The following is a 21,428-nucleotide window of genomic DNA, read 5'->3' as shown; positions in this document are numbered from 1 at the left end:
ATAGCAGGGCTGCCGCCATGAACCGACCTTTCCCGCCGCGTGGGCGTCCACCGCAGGCCGATGCATCGCCGCGCGATACCGGCGACCGCGGCACGCGCGACGAGCTGCGGCTGTACGGGCTCAACGCGGTGCAGGCGGTGTTCGCGCGTCGGCCAGAGGCGATCCGCAAGCTCTATCTCGCCGAGGCGCGCATCCCGGCCGTGCAGCCGCTGCTGAAGTGGTGTGTCGCCAATCGCGTCGGCTATCGCGTCGTGGACGATCCGGACCTGCAGAAGCTCGCAGCGAGTTCGCACCACGAGGGCATCGTTGCCGACGTTCTGCGCGATACGCCGATGCCGCTGTCCACTTGGCTGCGCGACCTGCCGGCCGGTCCGCATTGCGCGATATGGCTCGATGGCGTGGGCAATCCGCACAACCTCGGCGCGATCCTGCGCTCGGCGGCGCACTTCGGCGTCTCCGCGGTGCTGATTCCGAAGGAGTCGACGCTCGCGTTGTCCGGCGCCGCTGCGCGCGTCGCGGAAGGTGGCGCGGAAGCGGTGCCGTTCGTTCGATTGGGTCGCGCGGACAACTCGGTGGCGCAGCTGCACGGTGCAGGCTTTCGGCTATCGGCCACGCTCGTGAAGGGTGGCGATGACGTCTTCACCGCGACGTTGCCGGAGCGCCTGGTCTACGTGATGGGCGCGGAAGGCGCGGGCATGGATCGCACGTTCGCGTCGATGTGCGACATGCGCGTATCGATTCCGGGCAGCGGTGCGGTGGAAAGCCTCAACGTCGCCAGCGCGACGGCGGTGCTGCTCGCCGAATGGCGACGCCGCGTGCGCTCAGCCCTGTAGCAGCCCCGCGCGAGCGTCGGCTTCGGGCGGCAACGGCAGCACGGCTTCGACGACCGTTTTTCCCGGGCGACTGTCCAGCGTCAGCACACCGCCGACGAGGCGTGCGCGCTCACGCATGGTGATGAGCCCGAGGCCGGCGTGGTGGTCGGCAGGGATGCCGCGGCCGTCGTCCTCGACCCGGAGCCGCAGCTCCACATCGTCGCAATGCAGTTGCACGACCACGCGCCCCGCACTCGCGTGACGCAGCACGTTGGTCAGCGCTTCCTGCGCGATACGGAAGCATGCGAGTTCGACTTCGCGCGGCGGCCGGCAATCCAGCGGCGGGATGTCGAGTTCGATGCGCGGCAGGTCGCTGCGGAACAGCGCGCCGGCCTGCCAGCGTAGTGCCGCTTCCAGACCCAGCGCGTCGAGTTGCGGCGGGCGGAGCAGCAGCGACAGGTCGCGCAGCTTGGCGACCGTCTGGTCAGCGATCTGCCCGATCTCGTGTGCGGTTTCCGCGACCACCGCGGTGCGCGGCGGATCGGGTTCGTGCGCCAGCGAGCTCGCGCAGAGCTTGATCGCCGTAATGGCCTGGCCGATGTCGTCGTGCAGTTCGCGCGACAGCGAGGCGCGCTCGTCTTCCTGCACGCTCATCAGCCGGCGCGTGAGCGTCTCGAGGTCCGCGCGTTGCACGTCGAGCCGCGCGGCCAGCGCGCGATCGGCGCCGAGATCCGCAAGTTGAACCAGGCGCATCGCGACGCCGGCGATGCGTGCATCGCGCGCGGACACATGCGCCTCGAACGGACTTCCGCCACGACGGCGCAGCAATGCATCACGATCGAGCGCACCCTCGGCGACGACCGCGCGTGCGATGTCGCTGTCGACGAACAAGGTGCCCGGATCGATCGCGGCGACGTCGCTGTCTACATCGAGGCCGACCATGTCGCGTGCAGCCGGATTTGCCGCATGCAGACGACCCTCGACGACGAGCAGCACGCCTTGCGGCAGCGTCGATGTGAGGTCGAGTAGGGAGCGTTCGCACTCGGCGACGGGTTCGCCACCGATGTCCAGCGCTCGCCGCATGGCCGACGCGGCGAATGCGGCAGCAGCGAGCACCGCGACCGTCACCGCCGCAGCGGCACGCATATCGAGATGCAGCGCATAGGGAACGCCGAACGCGATGAGCAGTACCGGCACCAGAGGCAGCGCGGCCTGCGCAGGCGAGCGGTGCGGGGGCACGGGCGCATCCATGGGCATGGCCGGAGTGTGCCATGCGGACGCGCGCCGCCGCGCGGAGGTGCGTGAGCCGTTCAGTGCGACGGCGGCATCGTCAAAACGATCGGGGCCGCGCACCGGTGTTTCCGGTGGCGGCCCCGAAGGGGTGTCGCGGTCAGTGAAATCAGAACAGCTCGATGCCGCCTGCGTCCATCGACTGCTGCATCACTGGCTTGTGCGGCGGGCGTTCCCACTCGCCGCGCATCGACGCGATGCGCTGGGCGATCTGGGCGAGTGCACGCTGCACTTCGACGTCGTGGTGCGGGCGGTGCAGGAGTTCCTGCAGCGCGACCGCTTCGCGATTGATCGAGGCCAAGCGATCGAGGTGCACGTTCGCAGCGCCGAGGGCTTGCGTCGCGATGTCCTCGAACTGCAGCGAGCGCACGGCTTCCGACACGGAGCCGTCGATCGAACGGCCGCATTCCGCGATGTCGCGCATGCCGTTGCCGAGCGAGCGGTTGATGCCTTCCACGCGCTCCAGCATCGACGCCGCTTCCCCGCGTGCACTGCGGGCGCGGTCCATGTCGCGCGACGCCATCGTCGTGACGGTGTCACGCACCTTGGCGATCGCGTCCTTCGACGAGTACGCGAGCTTGCGGATCTGTTCGTTGAACGCGGTGCTGCGCTCGGAGAGGTTGCGCACCTCGTCGGCGACGACCGCGAAGCCGCGGCCCGCTTCGCCGGCACGCGCCGCTTCGATCGCAGCGTTGAGCGCGAGCAGGTTGGTCTGGTCGGCGATCGACTTCACGTCTTCGAGCAACGCGAAGATGCCGTCGAGATGTTCGGCCATCGCGTCGATGTGCGTCACCGTGTGGTTGCTCTGGCCCGACACGGCCTCGAGCGCTTCCACGAGCTGCTCCATCTGCTGGCTGGCCTGCACCGCGAAGCGTTGCACGTCGACGCCGCTGCTGCCGTCGCCGCGATCGATCAGGCGCGACACCACCTGGTTCTGTTCGCGCGACTTGCGGTTCACCGCTTCGAAGCTGCCGCCGAGCTTGGCGACGGCCTCGCGGATGAGGTCCTTGGTGCGGTCGAGTTCGTGCTTGCTGCCGTTGATCTCGGTCGACACGAAGGTGCGCAGTTCGTCGAGAACGCGCATCTGCTCGCGCACCATCGAGACCTGCTTGCCGCCGGTGTGGCTCATCGACCATGCGAAGGCCAGCCAGGCGCCGAACATCGCAACGAGAGCGCCCCATCGCACCGCGGTGGGCCATTCGAGCCCGACAGCGAGCATGACGAGAAAAGTGAGCGCTACTGGCGCTGCGATTCGGATTAGTACGCGGGAGTCCATCGCGGCTCTCTGGAAGAGGGTCAAAGGTGATAACGGCACTGGGGGCAGGCCCTTTAGCGGACCGTGTCGCGAATTTCGATGCGTGGCGCGCGCTTTGGCGCGTTGATTTGCGATGGATGTATCGAACGGCGGCGTACGGCGATGCGTTGGAGATGAAGCTGTTCAGTCACGCTGCGTGGCGGCGAGCAGGCGTTGCGCGACATCGGCGAGCGGAACGACCTCCTGCGCCGCGCCACGTGCGACTGCCGCACCCGGCATGCCCCAGACCACACTCGTCGCCTGGTCCTGCGCGATGGTCGCGGCACCGGTGTCGCGCAATTTCTGCAGACCGCGCGCGCCGTCCTCGCCCATGCCGGTCAGCAGCGCCGCGGCGGCATTGCGGCCAACATGCGCGGCGACCGAGTCGAACAGCACGTCGACGCTGGGGCGATGGTTGTTCACCGCGTCGTCGTCGCCCACGCGGCAGAGCCAGCGCGCGCCGCTCCGCTGAACGCGAAGATGCAGTCCGCCCGGCGCGAGATACGCATGGCCCGGCAGGATCTGCTGGCCGTCTTCGGCCTGCAGCACGGTCATCTTGCTGTGGCGGTCGAGGCGCTCTGCGAACGAGGCGCTGAACTGCGCGGGGATGTGCTGCGCGATCACCACCGCTGGTGCATCCGCGGGCATCGCCGACAGCACTTCGCGGATCGCCTCGGTGCCGCCGGTGGATGCGCCGATCGCGAGCAACCGGTCCGTCGTGCGATACGCGGTGACGGCATGACTCGCCGCGCGCGGTTCGATGCGGCCAACGCGCGCCTTCGCCGCGTTCAACACCTTCTCGCGCAGCACCGTCGCGTATTCGGTGATGCCGCGTGCGACGTCGATGCTGGGTTTTGCGACGAAATCCACGGCGCCGAGCGCCAACGCATCGAGCGTGACCGTCGCGCCGGCCTGCGTAAGCGACGACACCATCACTACCGGCATCGGGCGCAGGCGCATGAGGTTCTGCAGGAACGTCAGCCCGTCCATGCGCGGCATCTCGACGTCGAGCGTGAGCACGTCGGGGTCGAGCTGCTTGATCTTGTCGCGCGCGATGAACGGATCCGCCGCGACACCAACGACTTCGATGCCCGGGTCCGCGGACAACAGCTCGGTCATCAGTTGGCGGATCAGCGCGGAGTCGTCGACGATCAACACACGAACCGGGCGGCCTGGGGCCGCGTCGGTCTTCACTGCACTCATGAAAACAGTTCCACGCTACCGGCGACAGGCGTATGCGACAGCCGGCCGAAGAGGGCGCGCTCGGCCTTGACGATTTCCTCGTCGCGGGTGACCGGCAGGTGGCGCACGAGCGCCCGGCCGGTCTGCACGAAGAAGCAGACCTTGCGCGGATGGATGTCGCCGAGGTCGCGCGCGACGATCGGAATGTTCTCGGCGCCGAGGTACTCGACGACGAAGCGCGCATTGCGCGTGCCGATGGGGTCGCTGGTGAAGCCGCGCAACACGTTGCCGCCGCCGAACACCTTGGCCTGCAGCCGCGAGCGGCGCGCGCCGCGCTTGAGCAGGTCGTTGATCAACAGTTCCATCGCGTGCGCGCCGTAACGCGCGCTGCCGTCGGACTTCGCCGCCATGGACGCCGGCTCGGAATCCGGAAGCATGAAGTGGTTCATGCCACCCACGCCGAGCGCCGGGTCGTAGATGCACGCGGCCACACACGAGCCGAGCAGGGTGACGATCGCCATCGCGTCGCTGCAGACGCGGTATTCGGCCGGCAACAGGCGGAACGCGTGCGTCTGCAGCGCTTCGTCGTAATAGGTGCCGGGATCGGCGATGGCGAGGGCGGCGCCCATGTCAGCGGGCCGCCTTGTAGATGGTGCGGCCGCAGCCGGTGAACAGGTCGGCGGCGTGGTTGAAGCTTTCCGAGTGGCCGGCGTACAGACGGCCATCGGCCGCGAGCAACGGACGCATGCGCTGGAGCACCTGGTACTGCGTCGGCTTGTCGAAATAGATCATCACGTTGCGACAGAAGATCGCGGTGAGACCGGGCACGACGCGATAGTTCGGATCGAGCAGGTTCATCGGCTGGAACTGCACCAGCTCGCGCAGCGCCGGCTTGATGCGGCACTGGCCGGAATGCGGGCCGCTGCCGCGCTGGAAGAACGTCTGCTTGCGTTCGTCGGAAAGATTCGCGACGCGATCGATCGCGTACACGCCGTTCTCCGCGGTTTCCAGCACCTGCGTGTCGATGTCCGTGGCGAGGATGCGCACCGGCGGCGTCAACGTGCCGAATGCTTCGCAGGCGGTGATCGCCAGCGACCACGGCTCTTCACCGGTCGACGCGGCCGCGCACCAGATGCGCAGCGGCTCGTCGCGACGGCCTCGCGCATGCGCCTCGCGCAACTGCTCGATCAACGCTTCGAAGTGGTAGGCCTCGCGGAAGAACGAGGTGAGGTTGGTGGTCAGGCAATTGACGAACGCCTGCCACTCGTCCGCATCACCGCGCATCTCGAGCATGTCGAGATAGTCGCTGAAGCGGCTCATGCCGTGCGCGCGCAGACGACGCACGAGACGGCTGTAGACCATGTCGCGCTTGTGCGGGCCGAGCGCGATTCCGGCGCGCTGGTGGATCAGCTTGCAGATGCGGTTGAAGTCGCGATCCTCGAACGCGAACACCCGCTCCATACTGGCGCCGACCGGCAATTCCTCGCCGCGACGACGCACATTTGCATCAGCCATCGTGGTGCTCCGGACGACGCCACGGTGCACGCACCGGGTCGGTCGTCTGCGCGGCCAGCCAGTTCTCGAACGCCTTCGGCGCGAGTGCGGGCGAGTACAGGAAGCCCTGCGCGGCCTGGCAACCGATGCCGCGCAACAGCTCGGCCTGCGCGTGGTTCTCCACGCCTTCCGCGGTGACGTCCAGTTCCATATTGCGCGAGATCAGCACGATGGACCGCACGATCGCCGCGTCGCCGCGGTTGTCGAGCATGTCGCGTACGAACGAACGGTCGATCTTGACGCGGTCGATCGGGAAGCGCTGGAGCATCGACAGCGACGCGAAGCCGGTGCCGAAGTCGTCGAACGACAGCTTCACGCCACGCGCGCGCAGCGCGGCGAGCGCGCGCGACGCGCTGTCGTCGGGCTTGAGCGCAATGGTTTCGGTGATCTCGAGTTCGAGCTGTTCGGCGGGCAGGCCGCTTTCGCGCAGCGCTTCATCGACGTCGAAACGCAGGTCGGTCTCGTGCACCTGGCCGGGGAACAGGTTGATGCTGATCGCGATGCGGCGGCCGCCGACTTCTGGCCACGACGCGGCGTCGCGACAGGCCTGACGGATGATCCAGCGGCCGACGTCGTTCGCCATCGCGCTGCCGGCAAGCACGTCGAGGAACACCGCCGGTGACAGCAGGCCGCGCTCTGGATGACGCCAGCGCAGCAGCGCTTCGGCGCCGAAGGTCAGGCCGTTCGCTAGGTCGATCTGCGGCTGGTAATGCAGTTCGAATTCGCCACGCGCGAACGCACGGCGCAGCTCGACTTCCAGCATGCGGCGGTCGATGACTTCGCGACGCATGCCGAGGTCGTAGCGGCACCACTGGCGGCCGCCGCGCGCCTTCGCCTTGTACAGCGCGAGGTCCGCGCGCGCGATGAGTTCGCTGGCGTTCGGCAGGCTGTCGTCGTCGATGTTGTGCAGGTCTTCGCGCACGGCGAGCCCGACGCTCGCCTCCAGATGCATCGGCGTGCCGGTGACGTCCATCGGCTCGTTCACCGCGACCAGCATGCGGTCGAGATGCGCTGGCAGGTCGGCGGTGTCGATGCCGGTGAACAGCACGCCGAATTCGTCGCCGCCGAAACGGCCGACCTGCGCGTTCGCCGGCAGCGTCATGCGCAGACGCGCCGCGGTGGTCTGCAGCACGGTGTCGCCGGCTGCGTGGCCGAGCGTGTCGTTGATGGTCTTGAAGTTGTCGAGGCCGAGCAGCGCGAGCGCCAGCGGCGTGTCGGTGGCCTCGAGTTGCGCGGTCAGCGTTTCGACGAGCGCGGTGCGGTTCGGCAGGCCCGTCAGCGCGTCGTAGAGCGCAAGCTGGCGCAGCGTGGCCTGCTGCGCGAGATCGTCGGTGATGTCGCGCAGGATGATCGCCTTGCCGTGGCCCTGGCCGAGGCGCCACGTGCAACGCGTCGCTTCGAGCGAGCGCACGTCGCCATTCGGGCCGAATGCATGCAGGCGGTGCTGCGGCGCGCGGCCGAGCAGGGCATCGCCGTCTTCCGCGCTGAGCCACGTGCTCGCCGCAAGCGGGTCCGTCTGCAGCTGCGACGGGAACAGTATTTCGACCGGCATGCCGCGCATGCGACGGCCGCGGATGCCGAACAGCAGTTCCGCCGCGCGATTGGCGAGCGTCACCTGCCCGTGTTCGTCGGTGACGATCATCGCGCTGAATCCGGCCTGCATGATCTGCGTGGCGATGCGATTGCGACGCTGCAGGCGCTGGCGTTCGATCAGGCGTTCGCCGAGTGCCGCCACGCGCGTAAGCGCCTGCACGACGTCGCGACCGGCCGCAGTGCGCGCCGTGCGATCAGCGACGGCCAGCGTTCCGATGTAACGGCCGTGCTCGCCGAGCAGCGCCTGTGCATGGATGAAACGGATGCCCGGATAGCTCGCAACCAGCGGCTCGGACACGAAGCAGGCGTCGTCCAGCGCATCGGGCACGGTGAGGCGCGGCACTTCGGAATTGGTCGACGCGCACAGCGCGATCAGTGATGCATCGAGGCTCGCGTCGAGGCCGAAGCGCGCGACCATGCGCGGGCGCGATTCGCCATCGTTGAGTGCGATCCACGCGAACGGTGCATCGGCGACGCGTGCGGCCAGCGCGACGAGATCGTCGAATTCCTCGCCCCATGCGTTCGCATCCGGCAGCGTGTCCGACACGTGCGGAGACGACACATCGATGTGGTCGTTCGCGGGATGTGGAATGAGCGCCATGGAGGTCCTTCGGGTGGGGTCGTCCCGCGCAGGCGTCCGGGCGGACAGGGTCCTGCGCTATTGGATTAACGGCGACGCGGAGTGCGACTTGAACCGGCGGCCGGGCCGCCGCGATGTCGCGACGCCAAGCGCGTCACGGCTGCAGGCGTGCATACGTCACGGTCCAGAAACACGAACGCCGGCACGGGGCCGGCGTTCGTGGGGCAAACGGGGCAGGGCCCTTAGAACTCCTGCCAGTGCTGCTCGCCGTTCGCCTTCGCGGTGCGACGCGACTTCGGCGCCGCGATCGCAACCGTCGCCGCGGCCTTCGGTGCATGCACCTTCACCGGCTCGACTGCGCGGGCCAGCGCCGCGTTCACTTCGGCCTGCGCCGCGTCGAGTCGGAACGCTGCGACGGTTTCCACCAGCTGCACGGCCTGCTGCTCGAGCGAGCGTGCCGCGGCGGAAGCTTCCTCGACCAGCGTCGCGTTCTGCTGGGTCGATTCGTCCATGTGCAGGATCGCCTGGTTGACCTGCTCGATGCCGCTGGTCTGTTCCTGCGATGCCGCCGAGATGTCCGCGATGATGTCGCTGACGCGCTTCACGCTCGTCACGATCTCCTGCATCGTCTGGCCGGCCTGGTCGACCAGCTGCGTGCCTTCGCCGACCTTCTCGACCGAGTCGTTGATCAGGCCCTTGATCTCCTTCGCCGCCTGCGCCGAACGCTGCGCGAGCGAGCGCACTTCGGAGGCGACGACCGCGAAGCCGCGGCCCTGTTCGCCGGCGCGCGCCGCTTCCACCGCCGCGTTGAGCGCGAGGATGTTGGTCTGGAACGCGATGCCGTCGATGACGCTGATGATGTCGACGATCTTGCGCGAGGCCGCGTTGATCGCGCCCATCGTGCCGACCACCTTGCTCACCACGGTGCCGCCCTGCTGCGCGACGTCGGCGGCGCCGATTGCGAGCTGGTTGGCTTGGCGTGCGTTGTCGGCGTTCTGGCGGACCGTGCTGGTCAGCTCTTCCATCGACGACGCGGTTTCCTCGAGCGACGCGGCCTGCTGTTCGGTACGCGCCGACAGGTCGCTGTTGCCCGCGGCGATTTCGCCGGCGGCGGTGTTGATGAGCTGGCTGCCCATGCGGATCTGGCCGACGATGCCCGCCAGCTGGTGCACGGTGCGATTCGCGTTGTGTGCGAGCTCGCCGAACTGGCCCGGCAGGTTCTCGTCCGCACGCTGCGTGAGGTCGCCATCGGACACCGCTGCGAGCAGCGAGCCGACTTCGCTCAGGCCGTGGTCGGCGCTCTGCATCAGCGTGTTGAGGTTGCCGACCATCTCGCGATAGATGAACTGGTACGACTCGGCATTGCCGCGCGGGCTGAAATCACCCGCGACCGCGGCGTCGACCAGCGTCTTGATCTCGTCGGTGACCTGCAGCATGCCGGCCTTCACCGCGTCCATGGACTCGGTGATGCGCGCCTTCTGGCCCGGGTAGCGTTCGATGTCGCGCGACAGGTCGCCCTTCGCGTACTGGCCCACGAGGTCCATGACGTTCTTCTGCACGTCGATGTGCGACGACACCAGCGTGTTGAGGTCATCGGCCATCACGCCGTACGAGCCGGGGAACTGGTCGGCATCGATGCGGTGATCGATGTTACCCGACTCGTGCTCGTTGAACATGTCCTGCTGCGCCTTGGCGAAGCCACGCAGCGCGCCGACCGCATTCTCGATGCCGTCGCCGATCACGCGCAGTTCGTCCTGGCTGTCGACGCCGACGGTGTCCGGGAACTGGCCGACCGCGAGCAGCTCGGCGGCGTTCTTGATCTTGGCGAGCGAATCGCGGGTGCTGCGGCTGAAGCCTACGAACAGGTAGGCGGCCAGGCCGAGCGACAGCACGACGATCATGATCACGACGAGCGTGCGATTGCGCACGGCGGCGATCTGGTCGGCGGTGGTGTCATCCAGCGAGACGAACATCGCCTTCGTCGCGTTCTGTACCGCGGCGCGCATCGCGTCGTTGTTCGCGGCCATCGCCGGGATCGGCATGTCCTGCGTTTCGGCGTCGATGACGTTCTTCTGCACGAACGCCTTGTTGCCGTTGATGGCTGCGATCGCGGCCTTCAGCGGGCCAGCGGACTTGGCGGCGTTCTCCGCGTCGAACTTGGCGAGCTGCTTGTGGTCGACGTCGATGCGGTCGAGCAGGAACTGCTCCATGCCGCCAGCCGCGGCGAAATTCGCGCGGTCATCGGCCCAGATCGACTGCTCGCCGAGCACGTGTACGGCGGTCAGGCCGTAGTTCGAACTCGCTTCGCCTAGCAGCGGGAGCCAGTCGACGACCGCGCGGCTCGAGTAGTAGCTGGCCGGGTTCTGCGACAGGCTCAGGCCGCTGGCGACATCGATCTGCTTCACCAGCAGGCGCGCCTGGCGCAGCGCCTCGGTGTGCGCTTCGGTCATCTTGGCGGCGTCGGTCTCCGGCACGAGTGCCTTCGCCCATGCGGCCTTGAACGTATTGATCTGCGCGGCGAGCGGCGTGCCGCTCAGGCGATCGTCCTGCCAGCTCGCGACGTCGGCCAAAGCCTTGTCGATCGCGGTCTGCGCCGATGCAAGCGCTTCGGTTGATACCGGCTGCTTGTACAGCGCGCGCATCGACAGCGCACGATGCAGCTGCATCGCCACCATCGCGTCGTCGAGCGAATGGATCGGTGCCGAAGCGCTTGCCGCCAGCTTCGCCGCCGACATCTCGCTGTACGCGGACTTCGCGATGAAGCCCGTGAGCACGGCGCAGGTCAGCACGAACGAGGCGCCGATGACGACGGCCTTCTGGGTGAAGCGGAGCTTCGACATCAATCGCGTGGACGGCGCGAGTGCCCGGTCGGCGAAGGACGAACTGTTGGAACGCATGACAGCCTCGGCGGTAGACCCTTCATGGGTCGGCTGTGTCCGTCATCGGCGCGTCACCCGCGAACTTTAGTGACCCGCGTCGGATTTCCGGCGCGTCAGGAATCCTGCACATCGCTTCGCGCGCGGCCGACGGGCGGCTTATTGCGATGCGCATCAAGAAGTGGTGAATCCGTTGCGGCAAAAGGCGCTGCGCGGCTCAAGAACACGCGCGCGTCGCCGTTGTCGGGCTCATGGCGCCGCTGTGTGCGCCCTGTACCCGTTGTCAGGAGAAAAACAAATGAGTCGTTCTTTCGTGTTCGCGATCGCGTTGGTGCTCGGTGCCGCGCTGCCGGCCCAGGCCGCCGACCTCAAGCCCATCAAGCGTGTCGAGCCGTCGTACCCGCCGGAGGCCGCACGTGCCGGCACGACCGGTTACGTCGACGTTGAATTCGAAGTCGACCCGACCGGCAAGGTCGCCTCGGTGTCCGTCGTCAGCGCCAAGCCGACGCGTACGTTCGAGCAGTCGGCCGTGAAGGCGGTCAAGCAGTGGCAGTTCGAGCCGGGCGGCGGTAAGGGCAAGGTTCGCCTGAACTTCTCGCTGTAAGAGGTTCGATGCTCTATCGGGTGCTGCGCTTCGGCGCGCACCTGCGGGGCCGGCATTGCCGGTTGCTCGCACAAACCCTTGAGCCGGTCGCGAAAGCGGCCGGTTTTTTTATGCGCGACGAAGAAACGGAGGTCGAAGCCTCCGTTTCGTTTCGACGACGTCCGATCAACGCGAAGGCGGCGTGCGCGTCGTGCTGCCCGGCTGCTGGCGCTGCGTCTGCTGCGCAGCAGTCAGCTGCTCGACGTCGACATCCTGGCGGCGAACCGTGTCCTCGATGGTCTCGGTGCGCACCTCGGCCTTCTTGCCGACCGCCACTTCCTCGACAACGCGCGCCTGCTTGCCGACAACCGCTTCCTCGCCGCGCTCGCGCAGTTCGAACTCGCGGTCGCCCAGGTTCAGGCCTTCGAGTTCACCCGGCTGCAGCACGCGGTCGACGGGGCGGCGCTCCACGATCGCGCGCTCCTGGCACAGCTGCACCTGCTCCTGCACCGGGCGCTCGGTGACGAACTGCCGCACGCGCACGCCACCGGTTTCGACTGCACGCTTGCCGACCTGCAGCTCTTCCTGCACGACTTTCAACGTGTCGTTGCCGAGCGTATCGCCACGCTGGGTCGCCTGCGACGAGGCACGATAGGCACGCGCGCGCTCATCGACATCGCTCGCGCCGCTGCTTTCGAGCAACGAGCTCACGCGGCTCGCGTCCGAATCATCCGGGAGCGTGACGGTCAGCATGGCGTGGCCGCTGCGCACGGCATCGGAATATGTCGACGCGGTCTCGTCGCTATCGCCGAGGCCGAACAGGCGCGAGAAGAAGCCGCGGTGATCGCTCGAATCGGAACCGGCGGTCGTGGTGGCGGACAGGGATTCATTGTTGGCGACGTGCATCGCGCTCTGCTGCACGCCTTCGCGAAGCAGCATGTCGCGGGCGCGTTCGGCGTCGGCGAGCGAATCGAACATACCAACCAGGGTGGTGGCCATGGCCTGTGTCTCCTTGCGTGGGGGAAGGGTGCCCATTGGGCGGATTACTGAAGGGGCGTTGCGCCCCCGATGGGGTGGTGATCGATCTCGACGTCCTGCCGACGCAGCGTCACCGGCTGTGTGCTCTGCACCGTCGCAACGCGGCGACGGATGTGCAGTTCCTCCTTGAGCATCAGTTGTCGCTGGACGACGATGACTTCCTCGTGCACCGGCACGATCATCACGTCGCCTTCCTGCCGCGCTTCGACCGGTCGATCGACGGGTCGGCCAATCGCCACGCGTTCGATCTGCACTTCCTCGCGTTCGAGCGGGATGTCCACGACTTCCTCGTGGGTGCGCGTCACCGTGCGTACGTGCACCACGCCGGTGTCGACGATGCGCTTGTCGACCTGCAACTCTTCCTGCACGACGGGAAGCACGACCTCGTCGTTGCGATCGAAGTGCGGGGAGCGTGGAAACGTGGGCATGGAAGGCGGTGTCCGTGTTGCGGGCACGCAGTGCAACAGTCATCAAGTAAATCGATCGCGAAATTCACGCATGCATTGGAGTCGTTGCGGCTTACGGCCGGTGTCGGTTAAGACTGCGAGCGTGTGTCGCAATCGCAATGCCTGACTTGAACGCGCATGAAAAAAGCCGCGATGTGGCTATCGCGGCTTTCGTGAACAGGCAGTGCGTGAACGTCAGGCGGCGACAGCCTGCTCCACGAGTCCCATCTCTTCGCTCGTCATCAGTCGTTCGATGTCGAGCAGGATCAACATGCGTTCGTCGACAACACCGAGCCCGGTGAGGAACTGCCGATCAATCGCGGAGCCGAGGTCCGGCACTGCGCGAACCTGCGACGGGTCCAGGCGCAGCACGTCCGACACACCATCAACGACGATACCGATCGTGCGGCCGGCGATGCTCAGCACGATCATCACCGTGGTGTCGTCATACACGGCCTGCGACAGCTCGAACTTCAGGCGCATGTCGACGACGGGAACGATCAGGCCGCGCAGGTTGATTGCGCCTTTCACGAAGTGCGGCGCGCCCGGCAGGCGGGTGACCTGGTCGTAGCCGCGGATCTCCTGCACCTTGAGAATGTCGACGCCGTACTCCTCGCTGCCGAGGGTGAACGTCAGGTACTCGTGGTCGGTGATGCCGGCGTCGTGGATGGCTTCGGTGCTCATGGTGCGTTCCTGTGGCGGCGTGCTTACGCCGCGTCCTTCATGCGGATGTGCTGCGCGAGGCCGTCCGCGTCGATGATCAGCGCAACGCGACCGTCGCCCAGGATCGTCGCGCCGGACACGCCGGCCACCTTGCGGTAGTTCGACTCGAGGTTCTTGATGACGACCTGCTGCTGGCCGATGAGTTCGTCGACTTCCAGCGCGATGCGCTTGCCTTCGCTTTCGACGACGACTGCGATCGACGGTGTATCGAGCATCGCGCACATGTCCATGCCGAGCCCGTACTGCGCCGACAGGTTGACCAGCGGGATGTAGTCGTTGCGCAGGCGCAGCAGGCGATCGCCACCGCCGATCGTGCGGATCTCGTCGCCACTCGGTTGCAGCGATTCGACGACGACGTTGAGCGGCACCACGAATACTTCGCTACCGACCGCGACGGTCATGCCGTCGAGAATGGCGAGCGTGAGCGGCAGGCGGATGGTCATGGTCGACCCCTTGCCCGTCGCGCTGCGGATGTCGACGCTGCCGCCGAGCGCCTGGATGTTCTTGCGCACCACATCCATGCCCACGCCGCGGCCCGACACATCGGTGAGCTTGTCGGCGGTGGAGAAGCCGGGGTGGAAGATGAGTTCCCACACCTGCGCATCGGTCGGGTTGTCGCCGATGGGCAGCTCGCGTTCCGCGGCCTTCGAGAGGATCTTGTCGCGATTCAGGCCGCGGCCGTCGTCGGTGACTTCGATGACGATGTGGCCGCCCTGATGCATGGCGGACAGCGAGATCGTGCCCGTCTCGTCCTTGCCCGCGGCGCGTCGATCTTCCGGCGATTCGAGGCCGTGGTCGATCGAATTTCGGATGAGGTGCACGAGCGGATCGACAATCTTTTCGATCACGCCCTTGTCGAGTTCGGTCTGCTCGCCCTGCGTCTTCAGGCGCACCTTCTTGCCCAAGCGCGTCGCGAGGTCGCGCACCATGCGCGGGAAGCGCGAGAACGCGAAGTCGACCGGCAGCATGCGCACGCTCATCACCGCTTCCTGGAGGTCGCGGCTGTTGCGTTCGAGCTGGTTGATCGCGGCCAGCAGGCCTTCGAACTGCACAGGATCAAGACCTTCGGCGCGCTGCTGCAGCATCGCCTGGGTGATGACGATTTCGCCGACGAGGTTGATCAGCGCGTCGACCTTGGTGACGGCCACGCGGATCGAGCTCTCGGCGCCGCCGCCACCGGCGACGGGTGCATGTACGTCGTTCGACGCGGCCACTTCGACGGGAAGCTCGACGACGACTTCAGGTTCGGGCTCGATCGCATCGATGACGAGGTCGCACTGGTCTTCGACCCATGCGAACACGTCGTCGATTGCTGCACGCTTGACGGTGCCCGGCAGCTCGAACGACCAGCCGAGGTAAGCATTGACCGGATCGAGCTCGCCGAATTTCGGCAGCGTGTCGTCGAAGCAGGCGATGTCGCGCGCGCCGAGGTCGGCGAGTTCGCGCAGCATGCGCAGCGGATCATTGCCGCTGAGGAACAGCGATGGATATGGACGGAAGCTGACGCGCCAGCACTCGGGGCCGTCGCTCTTGGGCTTCGCGGCTGCGGCAACCGGCGCTGCAGGCGCAACGCCGGTGAGCAGCGTGTCGAGTTCGCGCTTGCTCGCGTCGACTGCGGGCTGGTCGAGCATGCCGCCGTTCTCGGCGTAGTCGAGCATGCCGCGCAGCACGTCGACCGACGTGAGCAGCACGCTGACCGCAGCGGAATCGAGATGACGCTTGCCGGCGCGCGCTTCGTCCAGCAGCGTTTCCATCACGTGCGTGAAGTCGCTGATGTACTTGAAACCGAACGTGCCCGCGCCGCCCTTGATGGAGTGGGCCGCGCGGAAGATCGCATTGATGGTGTCGGCGTCGGAACGCCCGGCCTCCATGCCGAGGAGACCGGACTCCGCCGTGTCGAGGCCTTCGCGACTCTCCTCGAAGAAGGCCGCGTGGAACCGGCTCATGTCCATGGGGACGACGACTCCTGCCGGCTCAGCCGAGGACTTTGCGGACCGTGGCGAGTAGCTGGTCAGGATCGAACGGCTTCACCAGCCAGCCCGTCGCACCGGCGGCGCGGCCTTCCTGCTTCTTCTCGGGGCCGGATTCGGTGGTGAGCATCAGCAGCGGGGTGAAGCGGTAGTCGGGGAGCTGGCGCAGGTTGCGGATCAGCTCGATGCCGTCCATGCGCGGCATGTTGACGTCGGTGACGACCGCATCGAACCGGCGCGTCTTCGCGATGTCGAGCGCGGCCTGGCCGTCCTCGGCTTCGCTCACGTTGAACCCGCCGGACGACAGCGCGAACGCGACCATCTGCCGCATGGAAGTGGAATCGTCGACGATCAGCAGTTGCGCGCTCACGCAATATCTCCGTTTACAGCTTGAGTGTTTTCGACGCCCAGGCTGACCGCCAGCGCGAGCTGTCGCGCGGCATTGACCAGGGCAGGGGATGCGAGGGTGAAACTCGTGCGGCGGCCCGCGCCCGCGCGGTCGCGCACGAACGCATGCAGCAGCTGCAAGCCGGCGGCATGCACGCGCTGCACCTGGTCGGCAACGATCGAGACGGGCTCGTCGTCCTCGAGATGGGGCAGCAGCACCTGCTGCAATGCACCCACGTGCTCGATGCCGAGGTCGGATTGAAGGCTCAGTTCGGTCATGACGCATCTGGCCGCGGAAAGGATTACGACCGGTTTAACGGCCCCGCGGCGGGTGACTTGAGGCGTGGGGGGTGGGGGTGATGTGGGAAGGGTGTCGCAGTTTGTTGTGTCGGTAGGGTTTGGACGGTGCTCGCACGTTGATTGGTGCTGCGACGACGCGCGGCCGGGCATCAAAGGCGTTTCGTCCGCTGTCGCGGCCGAGTCACTTTTCTTTGCTGGTGCAAAGAAAAGTAACCAAAAGAAAGCACCTTTCTCGAGGGATCTAAAGCCTGCGATCGGGCTGCTGCGTCGGGATCGCCACACTCGCATCCTTCGGCCCGCCGCAGCGCGGCGGGCGCTCACTGGCGCGCGAACCTGCGGTTCGCAAGCGGCGCCGGATCGCCAAGTGGCGACGGCCGACGTCCTGTCGGCCGCCCCTTCGGGGTCTTTACGGTTTGGGCGGCTGCTGAAGTGAGCCTTAGGCGCGGCGCTGCGACTTGGCCATCTGGGGCAACCCAAACCACGGATCGCGAAAAACAGAATCCGAAGTACAGCCCGGCAGAGTTGGGCACGGGACGCCAGCTGCTAAAGCGCGCACGGCAGCAATTCTGCTACGCAGCGCCTGCTGAAAAGGGCTGCGACTCATCGCGACGCGCAAGCGAGCGCACGTGCGAGTGCACGCCGCGACCAAAAATCGTGAGACCCGAAGGGCGGCGGCCATGGGTGGCCGACGTCCGCACCCGAGCCAGGATGGCGAGTGTGCGGATCGAGTGGAGTTACAAGCCGCGCGCTGTAGATCTGATCGGGGAAGGCGCTTTCTTTTGGTTACTTTTCTTTGCGCCCGCAAAGAAAAGTGACTCGGGCGCGCCAGCGCACGAAACGCCTTTGCTTCTAAGGAAAAGTTACGCAGCCGCGATCAATCAAACAACGCATCCGCATCCAACAAAACCGTAGGCGCCTCGGTAACCCGCGCCACGCCCAGCGTCGGCCCCGGATCCGTGCCATGCAGCGGCGGTTCGACATGCTCGCGCTCAAGCGACACCACGTCCTCCACACACGTCACCAGCACGCCAATCAGTTCGTCATCGCGTTCGATCACCACAACGCGCGAGCGCTCGTCCGCCTTGACTGCACCCACGTCGAGCCAAAGTCCCAGGTCGAACACGGGGACGATGCGACCACGCAGATTCATCACACCCAGCACCGAGTGCGCGGCGCCGCGCATGGCGACCACCGGCGCGACGCGCACGACTTCCTGCACGCGCAGCAGTTCGAACGCGTACGAATCGTTGGACACGCAGACACGCAGCCAGCGATTGCCGCCAGTCGCCGTACGCGCACGGCCTGGCGTCGCGGCGACCGGCACGCGCGGGATCGGTGCGATCGGCGTGGTGGCCGCGAACGCTTCCAGCGACGGCATCGCGCGTGCAGGCGACGGCGTCGGCGCGGGATGCACCGCCGGCGGTTCGATCGCGATCACCGGCGCAGCGGGCGCGGCGATCAGCACTTCCGGCTCCGCATGCGTCATCGGCAACGCGTCGGCAGCGACCGTTGCGGGCGCCGCGTGCGTGCCGAGCAGTTCGTCGAGGTAGGCGTCGATGGTGGCCATGGTCACGCGGCTTCGCACTGAAGTGAAATGGGGTCGAGGAGCCACTGCAGCGCCTCTCGATAAGCATCGGCACCGCGGCTGGAAAACTTGGGGCCGGATGCCACCGCCGCGGCATCGCGCAGGCGCGTGTCGACCGGGATGGCGTCGGGGCTGACCTGCTCGCCGTAGTTGTCGCGCAGCTGGTCGAGGCTTGCCTGACCCGAGCGCGTGCGCTTGTCGTGCAGCGTCGGGATGATCGATCGCGGCAGCGGGCGGCGACGCGAGCGTTCCACCATGTCCGCGGTGCGCAGCATGTCGCGCAGGCCGTGCAGCGCGAGCGGATCGGTCTGCGTCGGTGCGACGAGTCGATCAGCCGCGGCCAATGCGTTGACCATCAGCAGGCCCAGCGTCGGCGGGCAATCGAGCAACGCGAAGTCGTACACGTCGCGCGCGGCATGCAATGCGCGACCGAGCGCGAGGCCGAGGCCCGGCTGGCTCGCACCGCGACGCTCGAGCGTCGCCAGCGACGGCTGCGCGGGGCAGATCGAAAGACCTTCCACTGCCGTCGTGCGCGCAAGACGCGACAGCATCTGCGTCGCATCCGTGAACAGTTCGTACGAGCCGCGCGGTGGCGGATCGTTCGGCACGTCGAAGGCATGCGAGACGGACGCATGCGGGTCGAGATCGACGACCAGCACGCGGAAGCCCGCATCGACCAGGCCGCGCGCGAGGCACAGCGTCGTGGTCGTCTTGCCGACGCCGCCCTTCTGGTTGGCGATCGCCCAGGTCTGCATCAGCCGGCCCTCCCGGCGGGGTGGATGTCCTGCGCCGTCGCGATCGACGTACGTGCATCGGCGCCGCTCACGGCGTCGGTGCCGCGGCCGGCGGGCAGGATCACGAGCATGACCCGACGGTTCGCGTTGCGACCTTCGGGCGTGGTGTTGTCGGCGACCGGCTGGTATTGGGCGTAGCCGGTCATCGACAGCCGCGACGGCGCGATGCCGGCCTGCTGCATGACGTGCAGCACGCTGGCCGCGCGCGCGGCGGAGAGTTCCCAGTTCGACGGGTACAGGCCGCTTGCGATCGGCTGGTTGTCGGTATAGCCCTCGACGCGCAGCGCGTTCGGCTGGTCGCGCAGCACGTCGGCGACCTTGCGCACGGTGTCGATGGCGAGGCCGCTCGGCATCGCGGACCCGCTGGTGAACAGCAGGTCGCTCTGGATTTCGACTTCGAGATAGTCGCTGCCGGCGCGTACGTGCACGAGGTTCTGCTGCACGAGCCCCGCCAGCGCATCGCCGATGCGATTGCCGATGCCCTGAAGTTGCGCGCGCGATGCACGCTCGCGCGCTTCGCGTGCGGCGGGCGTTTCAGCGGCGGCCGTCAGCACGTGCGGAACATGCACCGGCGCGGCGCGCGTCGGGCCTGCGGCGCCAGCGGTCGCGAGCGACGGTCGGTCGTAATCCGAACCGCGCGTCTGCGTGGTGCCGAGCTGCACGGGCGTCATCGATTTCGGTGGTCCGCCGAACGCGGTCGACAGCGAATCGGCGACGACGCGGTACTTGCCCGCGTTGATCGACGACATGGCGTACATCACCACGAAGAACGCGAGCAGCAGCGTGACGAGGTCGCCGTACGGGATCGCCCAGGCCTCGTGGTTCATGTGCTCTTCGTGGGCGAAGCGGCGCGGCATCAGTGCAGGTATCCCGACAGCCGCGATTCGATGTTGCGCGGGTTCTCGCCCTGCGCGATCGCGATCAGTCCTTCGATCAGCATTTCGCGCTCGGTGGCCTGCGCATTGATCACGCCCTTGAGCTTCGCCGCCATCGGCAACAACGCGAGGTTGGCCGAGCCGATGCCGTAGATCGTCGCGGTAAACGCGGCCGCGATGCCGTGGCCGAGATTGCTCGGGTCGGCGAGGTTCTTCATCACGGCCATCAGGCCGAGCACCGCGCCGATGATGCCGAGCGTGGGCGCGTAGATGCCCATGCCTTCGAACACCTTGGCGGCGGCGATGTCGCGATGCTGGTGGCTCTGCAGTTCGATCTCGAGCGTCTGCCGGATCTGCTCCGGCTCACTGCCGTCGACCACCATCTGCAGGCCCTTGCGCAGGAAATCGTCCTGCACAGTCATCAGCTCCGACTCCAGGCCGAGCAGGCCCTGGCGACGCGCGGTATGGCTCCAGTCGACCAGGCGACGGATCTGCGCGTGGCCGTCGCGCGCCGGCGGGCTGAACACCCAGCGCACGATCTTCATCGCGCGTCGGAACGTCGACATCGGAGTCTGCACGAGGATCGCCGCAAGCGTGCCGAGGATCACGATCACGAAGGCCGCAGGCGACCACAGCCCGGCCAGCCCCGCGCCCTTGAGCACGCTGCCGCCCAGCAACGCGACTAGCGCGAGCACGACGCCGATAAAAGAGAGCCTGTCCATCGGGACCGTTAACGGATAACGGCCGCCGATTCTTGAGCCGGGAGAAGATTCCGAATCGGGGACGCGGCGCCCGGTTCGGCGACGCGGTCAGCGCCGGTGGCGGCGCTTACCCGGCAGGACGCGCTGCAACACGATCAACCCGGCGGCGACCAGCGCCGCGATCGCCGCGACATCTGCCCCGGAAAGCGACGCGCGCGACTGCTTGGCGTACGTCGCCGCCAGTCCCCAGACGATCGCCAGCACGTACGGCCAGCTGCGAAGGCGGCGACTCACCGCCAACGCAAGCCCGGTCGCCAGCGCCAGCAGCACGAGGCTCCACGGCAGCATCCGGTCGGTTGGCAACCAGCGGTACGCAACGATTACCTGCGCGATGTTGAGGAACGTCGCCAGCGACAGCCAGCCCGCGTGCAGCGGCAGCGACCAGCGCGCGAGGCCCGGCGACGTGGAATCGGCCAGCACGATCATCGACGCACGCACCATGCCCAGCGTCGCCAACGCGATCACCAGCACGCAGACCGCGTACTGCCCCATCGAGAACAGCGGCATCCAGGCGGTCGTCGCCGCGAAACCGAGCGCGGTCCATGGTGCAGCGCGGGAGAGCACCGGCATCTTCCTGCGACGCCCGGTCATCTGCGAAATGCCGTGCAGCGCGTCGAGCAGGAAGATCAGCCCCCAGATCGCGAACGCGTAACCCGCGGCGACCAGCAGCGTCGGAAATCGGTTCGATACCTCGCCATTCGAGGGCCCGAACGTCCCCCGCTGATCGAGCCACGCGACCACCGGCATGCACAGCGAGAGCAGCAACACGAGCAGGCGCACGGCAC

General features: G+C 67.2%; 20 protein-coding genes. 2 read left to right on the top strand and 18 right to left on the bottom strand.

From position 1 onward, the window contains the following. Positions 1-17 precede the first annotated feature (17 nt). Positions 18-833, top strand: a complete 816-nt coding sequence (locus ACVWWW_RS12830) for a TrmH family RNA methyltransferase (protein WP_027083203.1) — start codon at positions 18-20, stop codon at positions 831-833. Here ACVWWW_RS12830 and ACVWWW_RS12825 read toward each other — a convergent pair. From ACVWWW_RS12825 to ACVWWW_RS12795, 7 genes are all read right to left on the bottom strand, one after another. After that, positions 822-2,051 (bottom strand): sensor histidine kinase, encoded by a 1,230-nt coding sequence (locus tag ACVWWW_RS12825; protein ID WP_196804376.1) that lies wholly within the window; start codon positions 2,049-2,051, stop codon positions 822-824. The genes ACVWWW_RS12830 and ACVWWW_RS12825 overlap by 12 nt on opposite strands. Before the next feature lie 160 nt (positions 2,052-2,211). After that, the gene (locus tag ACVWWW_RS12820; RefSeq protein ID WP_027083204.1) at positions 2,212-3,378 is read right to left on the bottom strand and encodes a methyl-accepting chemotaxis protein; all 1,167 of its coding nucleotides are present in this window, start codon (positions 3,376-3,378) and stop codon (positions 2,212-2,214) included. Between the two features lie 162 nt (positions 3,379-3,540). Then, positions 3,541-4,599, bottom strand: coding sequence for a protein-glutamate methylesterase/protein-glutamine glutaminase (locus ACVWWW_RS12815; protein WP_051235190.1), 1,059 nt, complete (start codon positions 4,597-4,599; stop codon positions 3,541-3,543). Further along, on the bottom strand, positions 4,596-5,207 hold the full coding sequence (gene cheD / locus ACVWWW_RS12810; protein ID WP_027083206.1) for a chemoreceptor glutamine deamidase CheD: 612 nt from the start codon (positions 5,205-5,207) through the stop codon (positions 4,596-4,598). Before cheD ends, ACVWWW_RS12815 begins: the two co-directional genes overlap by 4 nt. A gap of 1 nt (position 5,208) precedes the next feature. Beyond that, positions 5,209-6,093, bottom strand: a complete 885-nt coding sequence (locus ACVWWW_RS12805) for a CheR family methyltransferase (RefSeq protein WP_051235191.1) — start codon at positions 6,091-6,093, stop codon at positions 5,209-5,211. Further along, positions 6,086-8,326 carry an EAL domain-containing protein gene (locus ACVWWW_RS12800; RefSeq protein ID WP_051235193.1) on the bottom strand — a complete coding sequence of 747 codons (2,241 nt, stop codon included), beginning with the start codon at positions 8,324-8,326 and terminating at the stop codon, positions 6,086-6,088. The genes ACVWWW_RS12805 and ACVWWW_RS12800 overlap by 8 nt, the downstream gene beginning before the upstream one ends. Positions 8,327-8,547: 221 nt before the next feature. Beyond that, positions 8,548-11,202 carry a methyl-accepting chemotaxis protein gene (locus tag ACVWWW_RS12795; protein WP_081672115.1) on the bottom strand — a complete coding sequence of 885 codons (2,655 nt, stop codon included), beginning with the start codon at positions 11,200-11,202 and terminating at the stop codon, positions 8,548-8,550. 277 nt (positions 11,203-11,479) lie between these two features. On the opposite strand from ACVWWW_RS12795, the gene ACVWWW_RS12790 reads away from it, so the two are divergent. Then, a complete protein-coding gene (locus ACVWWW_RS12790) occupies positions 11,480-11,785 on the top strand; it encodes an energy transducer TonB (protein WP_027083208.1) in 306 nt (101 codons plus the stop codon). 165 nt (positions 11,786-11,950) lie between these two features. Here ACVWWW_RS12790 and ACVWWW_RS12785 read toward each other — a convergent pair whose 3' ends face one another. From ACVWWW_RS12785 to ACVWWW_RS12735, 11 genes are all read right to left on the bottom strand, one after another. Then, entirely contained in the window at positions 11,951-12,763 is an 813-nt protein-coding gene (locus ACVWWW_RS12785) for a YsnF/AvaK domain-containing protein (RefSeq protein ID WP_051235196.1), read from the bottom strand. Between the two features lie 44 nt (positions 12,764-12,807). After that, on the bottom strand, positions 12,808-13,230 hold the full coding sequence (locus ACVWWW_RS12780; RefSeq protein WP_051235198.1) for a YsnF/AvaK domain-containing protein: 423 nt from the start codon (positions 13,228-13,230) through the stop codon (positions 12,808-12,810). Positions 13,231-13,443: 213 nt separating this feature from the next. Next, positions 13,444-13,932, bottom strand: coding sequence for a chemotaxis protein CheW (locus tag ACVWWW_RS12775; RefSeq protein WP_027083209.1), 489 nt, complete (start codon positions 13,930-13,932; stop codon positions 13,444-13,446). A 23-nt stretch (positions 13,933-13,955) separates the two neighbouring features. After that, positions 13,956-15,923 carry a chemotaxis protein CheA gene (locus ACVWWW_RS12770; protein WP_027083210.1) on the bottom strand — a complete coding sequence of 656 codons (1,968 nt, stop codon included), beginning with the start codon at positions 15,921-15,923 and terminating at the stop codon, positions 13,956-13,958. A gap of 22 nt (positions 15,924-15,945) precedes the next feature. Continuing rightward, positions 15,946-16,311 carry a response regulator gene (locus ACVWWW_RS12765; protein ID WP_027083211.1) on the bottom strand — a complete coding sequence of 122 codons (366 nt, stop codon included), beginning with the start codon at positions 16,309-16,311 and terminating at the stop codon, positions 15,946-15,948. Then, positions 16,308-16,607 carry an STAS domain-containing protein gene (locus ACVWWW_RS12760; protein ID WP_051235201.1) on the bottom strand — a complete coding sequence of 100 codons (300 nt, stop codon included), beginning with the start codon at positions 16,605-16,607 and terminating at the stop codon, positions 16,308-16,310. Before ACVWWW_RS12760 ends, ACVWWW_RS12765 begins: the two co-directional genes overlap by 4 nt. An 895-nt stretch (positions 16,608-17,502) precedes the next feature. Then, complete coding sequence (locus ACVWWW_RS12755; protein ID WP_051235202.1) at positions 17,503-18,195, bottom strand: chemotaxis protein CheW; 693 nt, start codon at positions 18,193-18,195, stop codon at positions 17,503-17,505. Between the two features lie 2 nt (positions 18,196-18,197). Then, on the bottom strand, positions 18,198-18,968 hold the full coding sequence (locus tag ACVWWW_RS12750; protein WP_027083212.1) for a ParA family protein: 771 nt from the start codon (positions 18,966-18,968) through the stop codon (positions 18,198-18,200). Continuing rightward, positions 18,968-19,864 (bottom strand): flagellar motor protein MotD, encoded by an 897-nt coding sequence (motD, locus tag ACVWWW_RS12745; RefSeq protein ID WP_081672121.1) that lies wholly within the window; start codon positions 19,862-19,864, stop codon positions 18,968-18,970. The genes ACVWWW_RS12750 and motD overlap by 1 nt, the downstream gene beginning before the upstream one ends. Then, positions 19,864-20,604 (bottom strand): flagellar motor protein, encoded by a 741-nt coding sequence (locus ACVWWW_RS12740; protein ID WP_027083213.1) that lies wholly within the window; start codon positions 20,602-20,604, stop codon positions 19,864-19,866. Before ACVWWW_RS12740 ends, motD begins: the two co-directional genes overlap by 1 nt. Positions 20,605-20,691: 87 nt before the next feature. Then, positions 20,692-21,423, bottom strand: a complete 732-nt coding sequence (locus ACVWWW_RS12735) for a hypothetical protein (protein WP_027083214.1) — start codon at positions 21,421-21,423, stop codon at positions 20,692-20,694. Positions 21,424-21,428 lie beyond the last annotated feature (5 nt).

It is taken from the genome of Lysobacter sp. HA18, from assembly GCF_054057595.1.
Note: the sequence above shows the minus strand (reverse complement) of the source record. Positions and strands in the feature narration are given on the sequence as shown.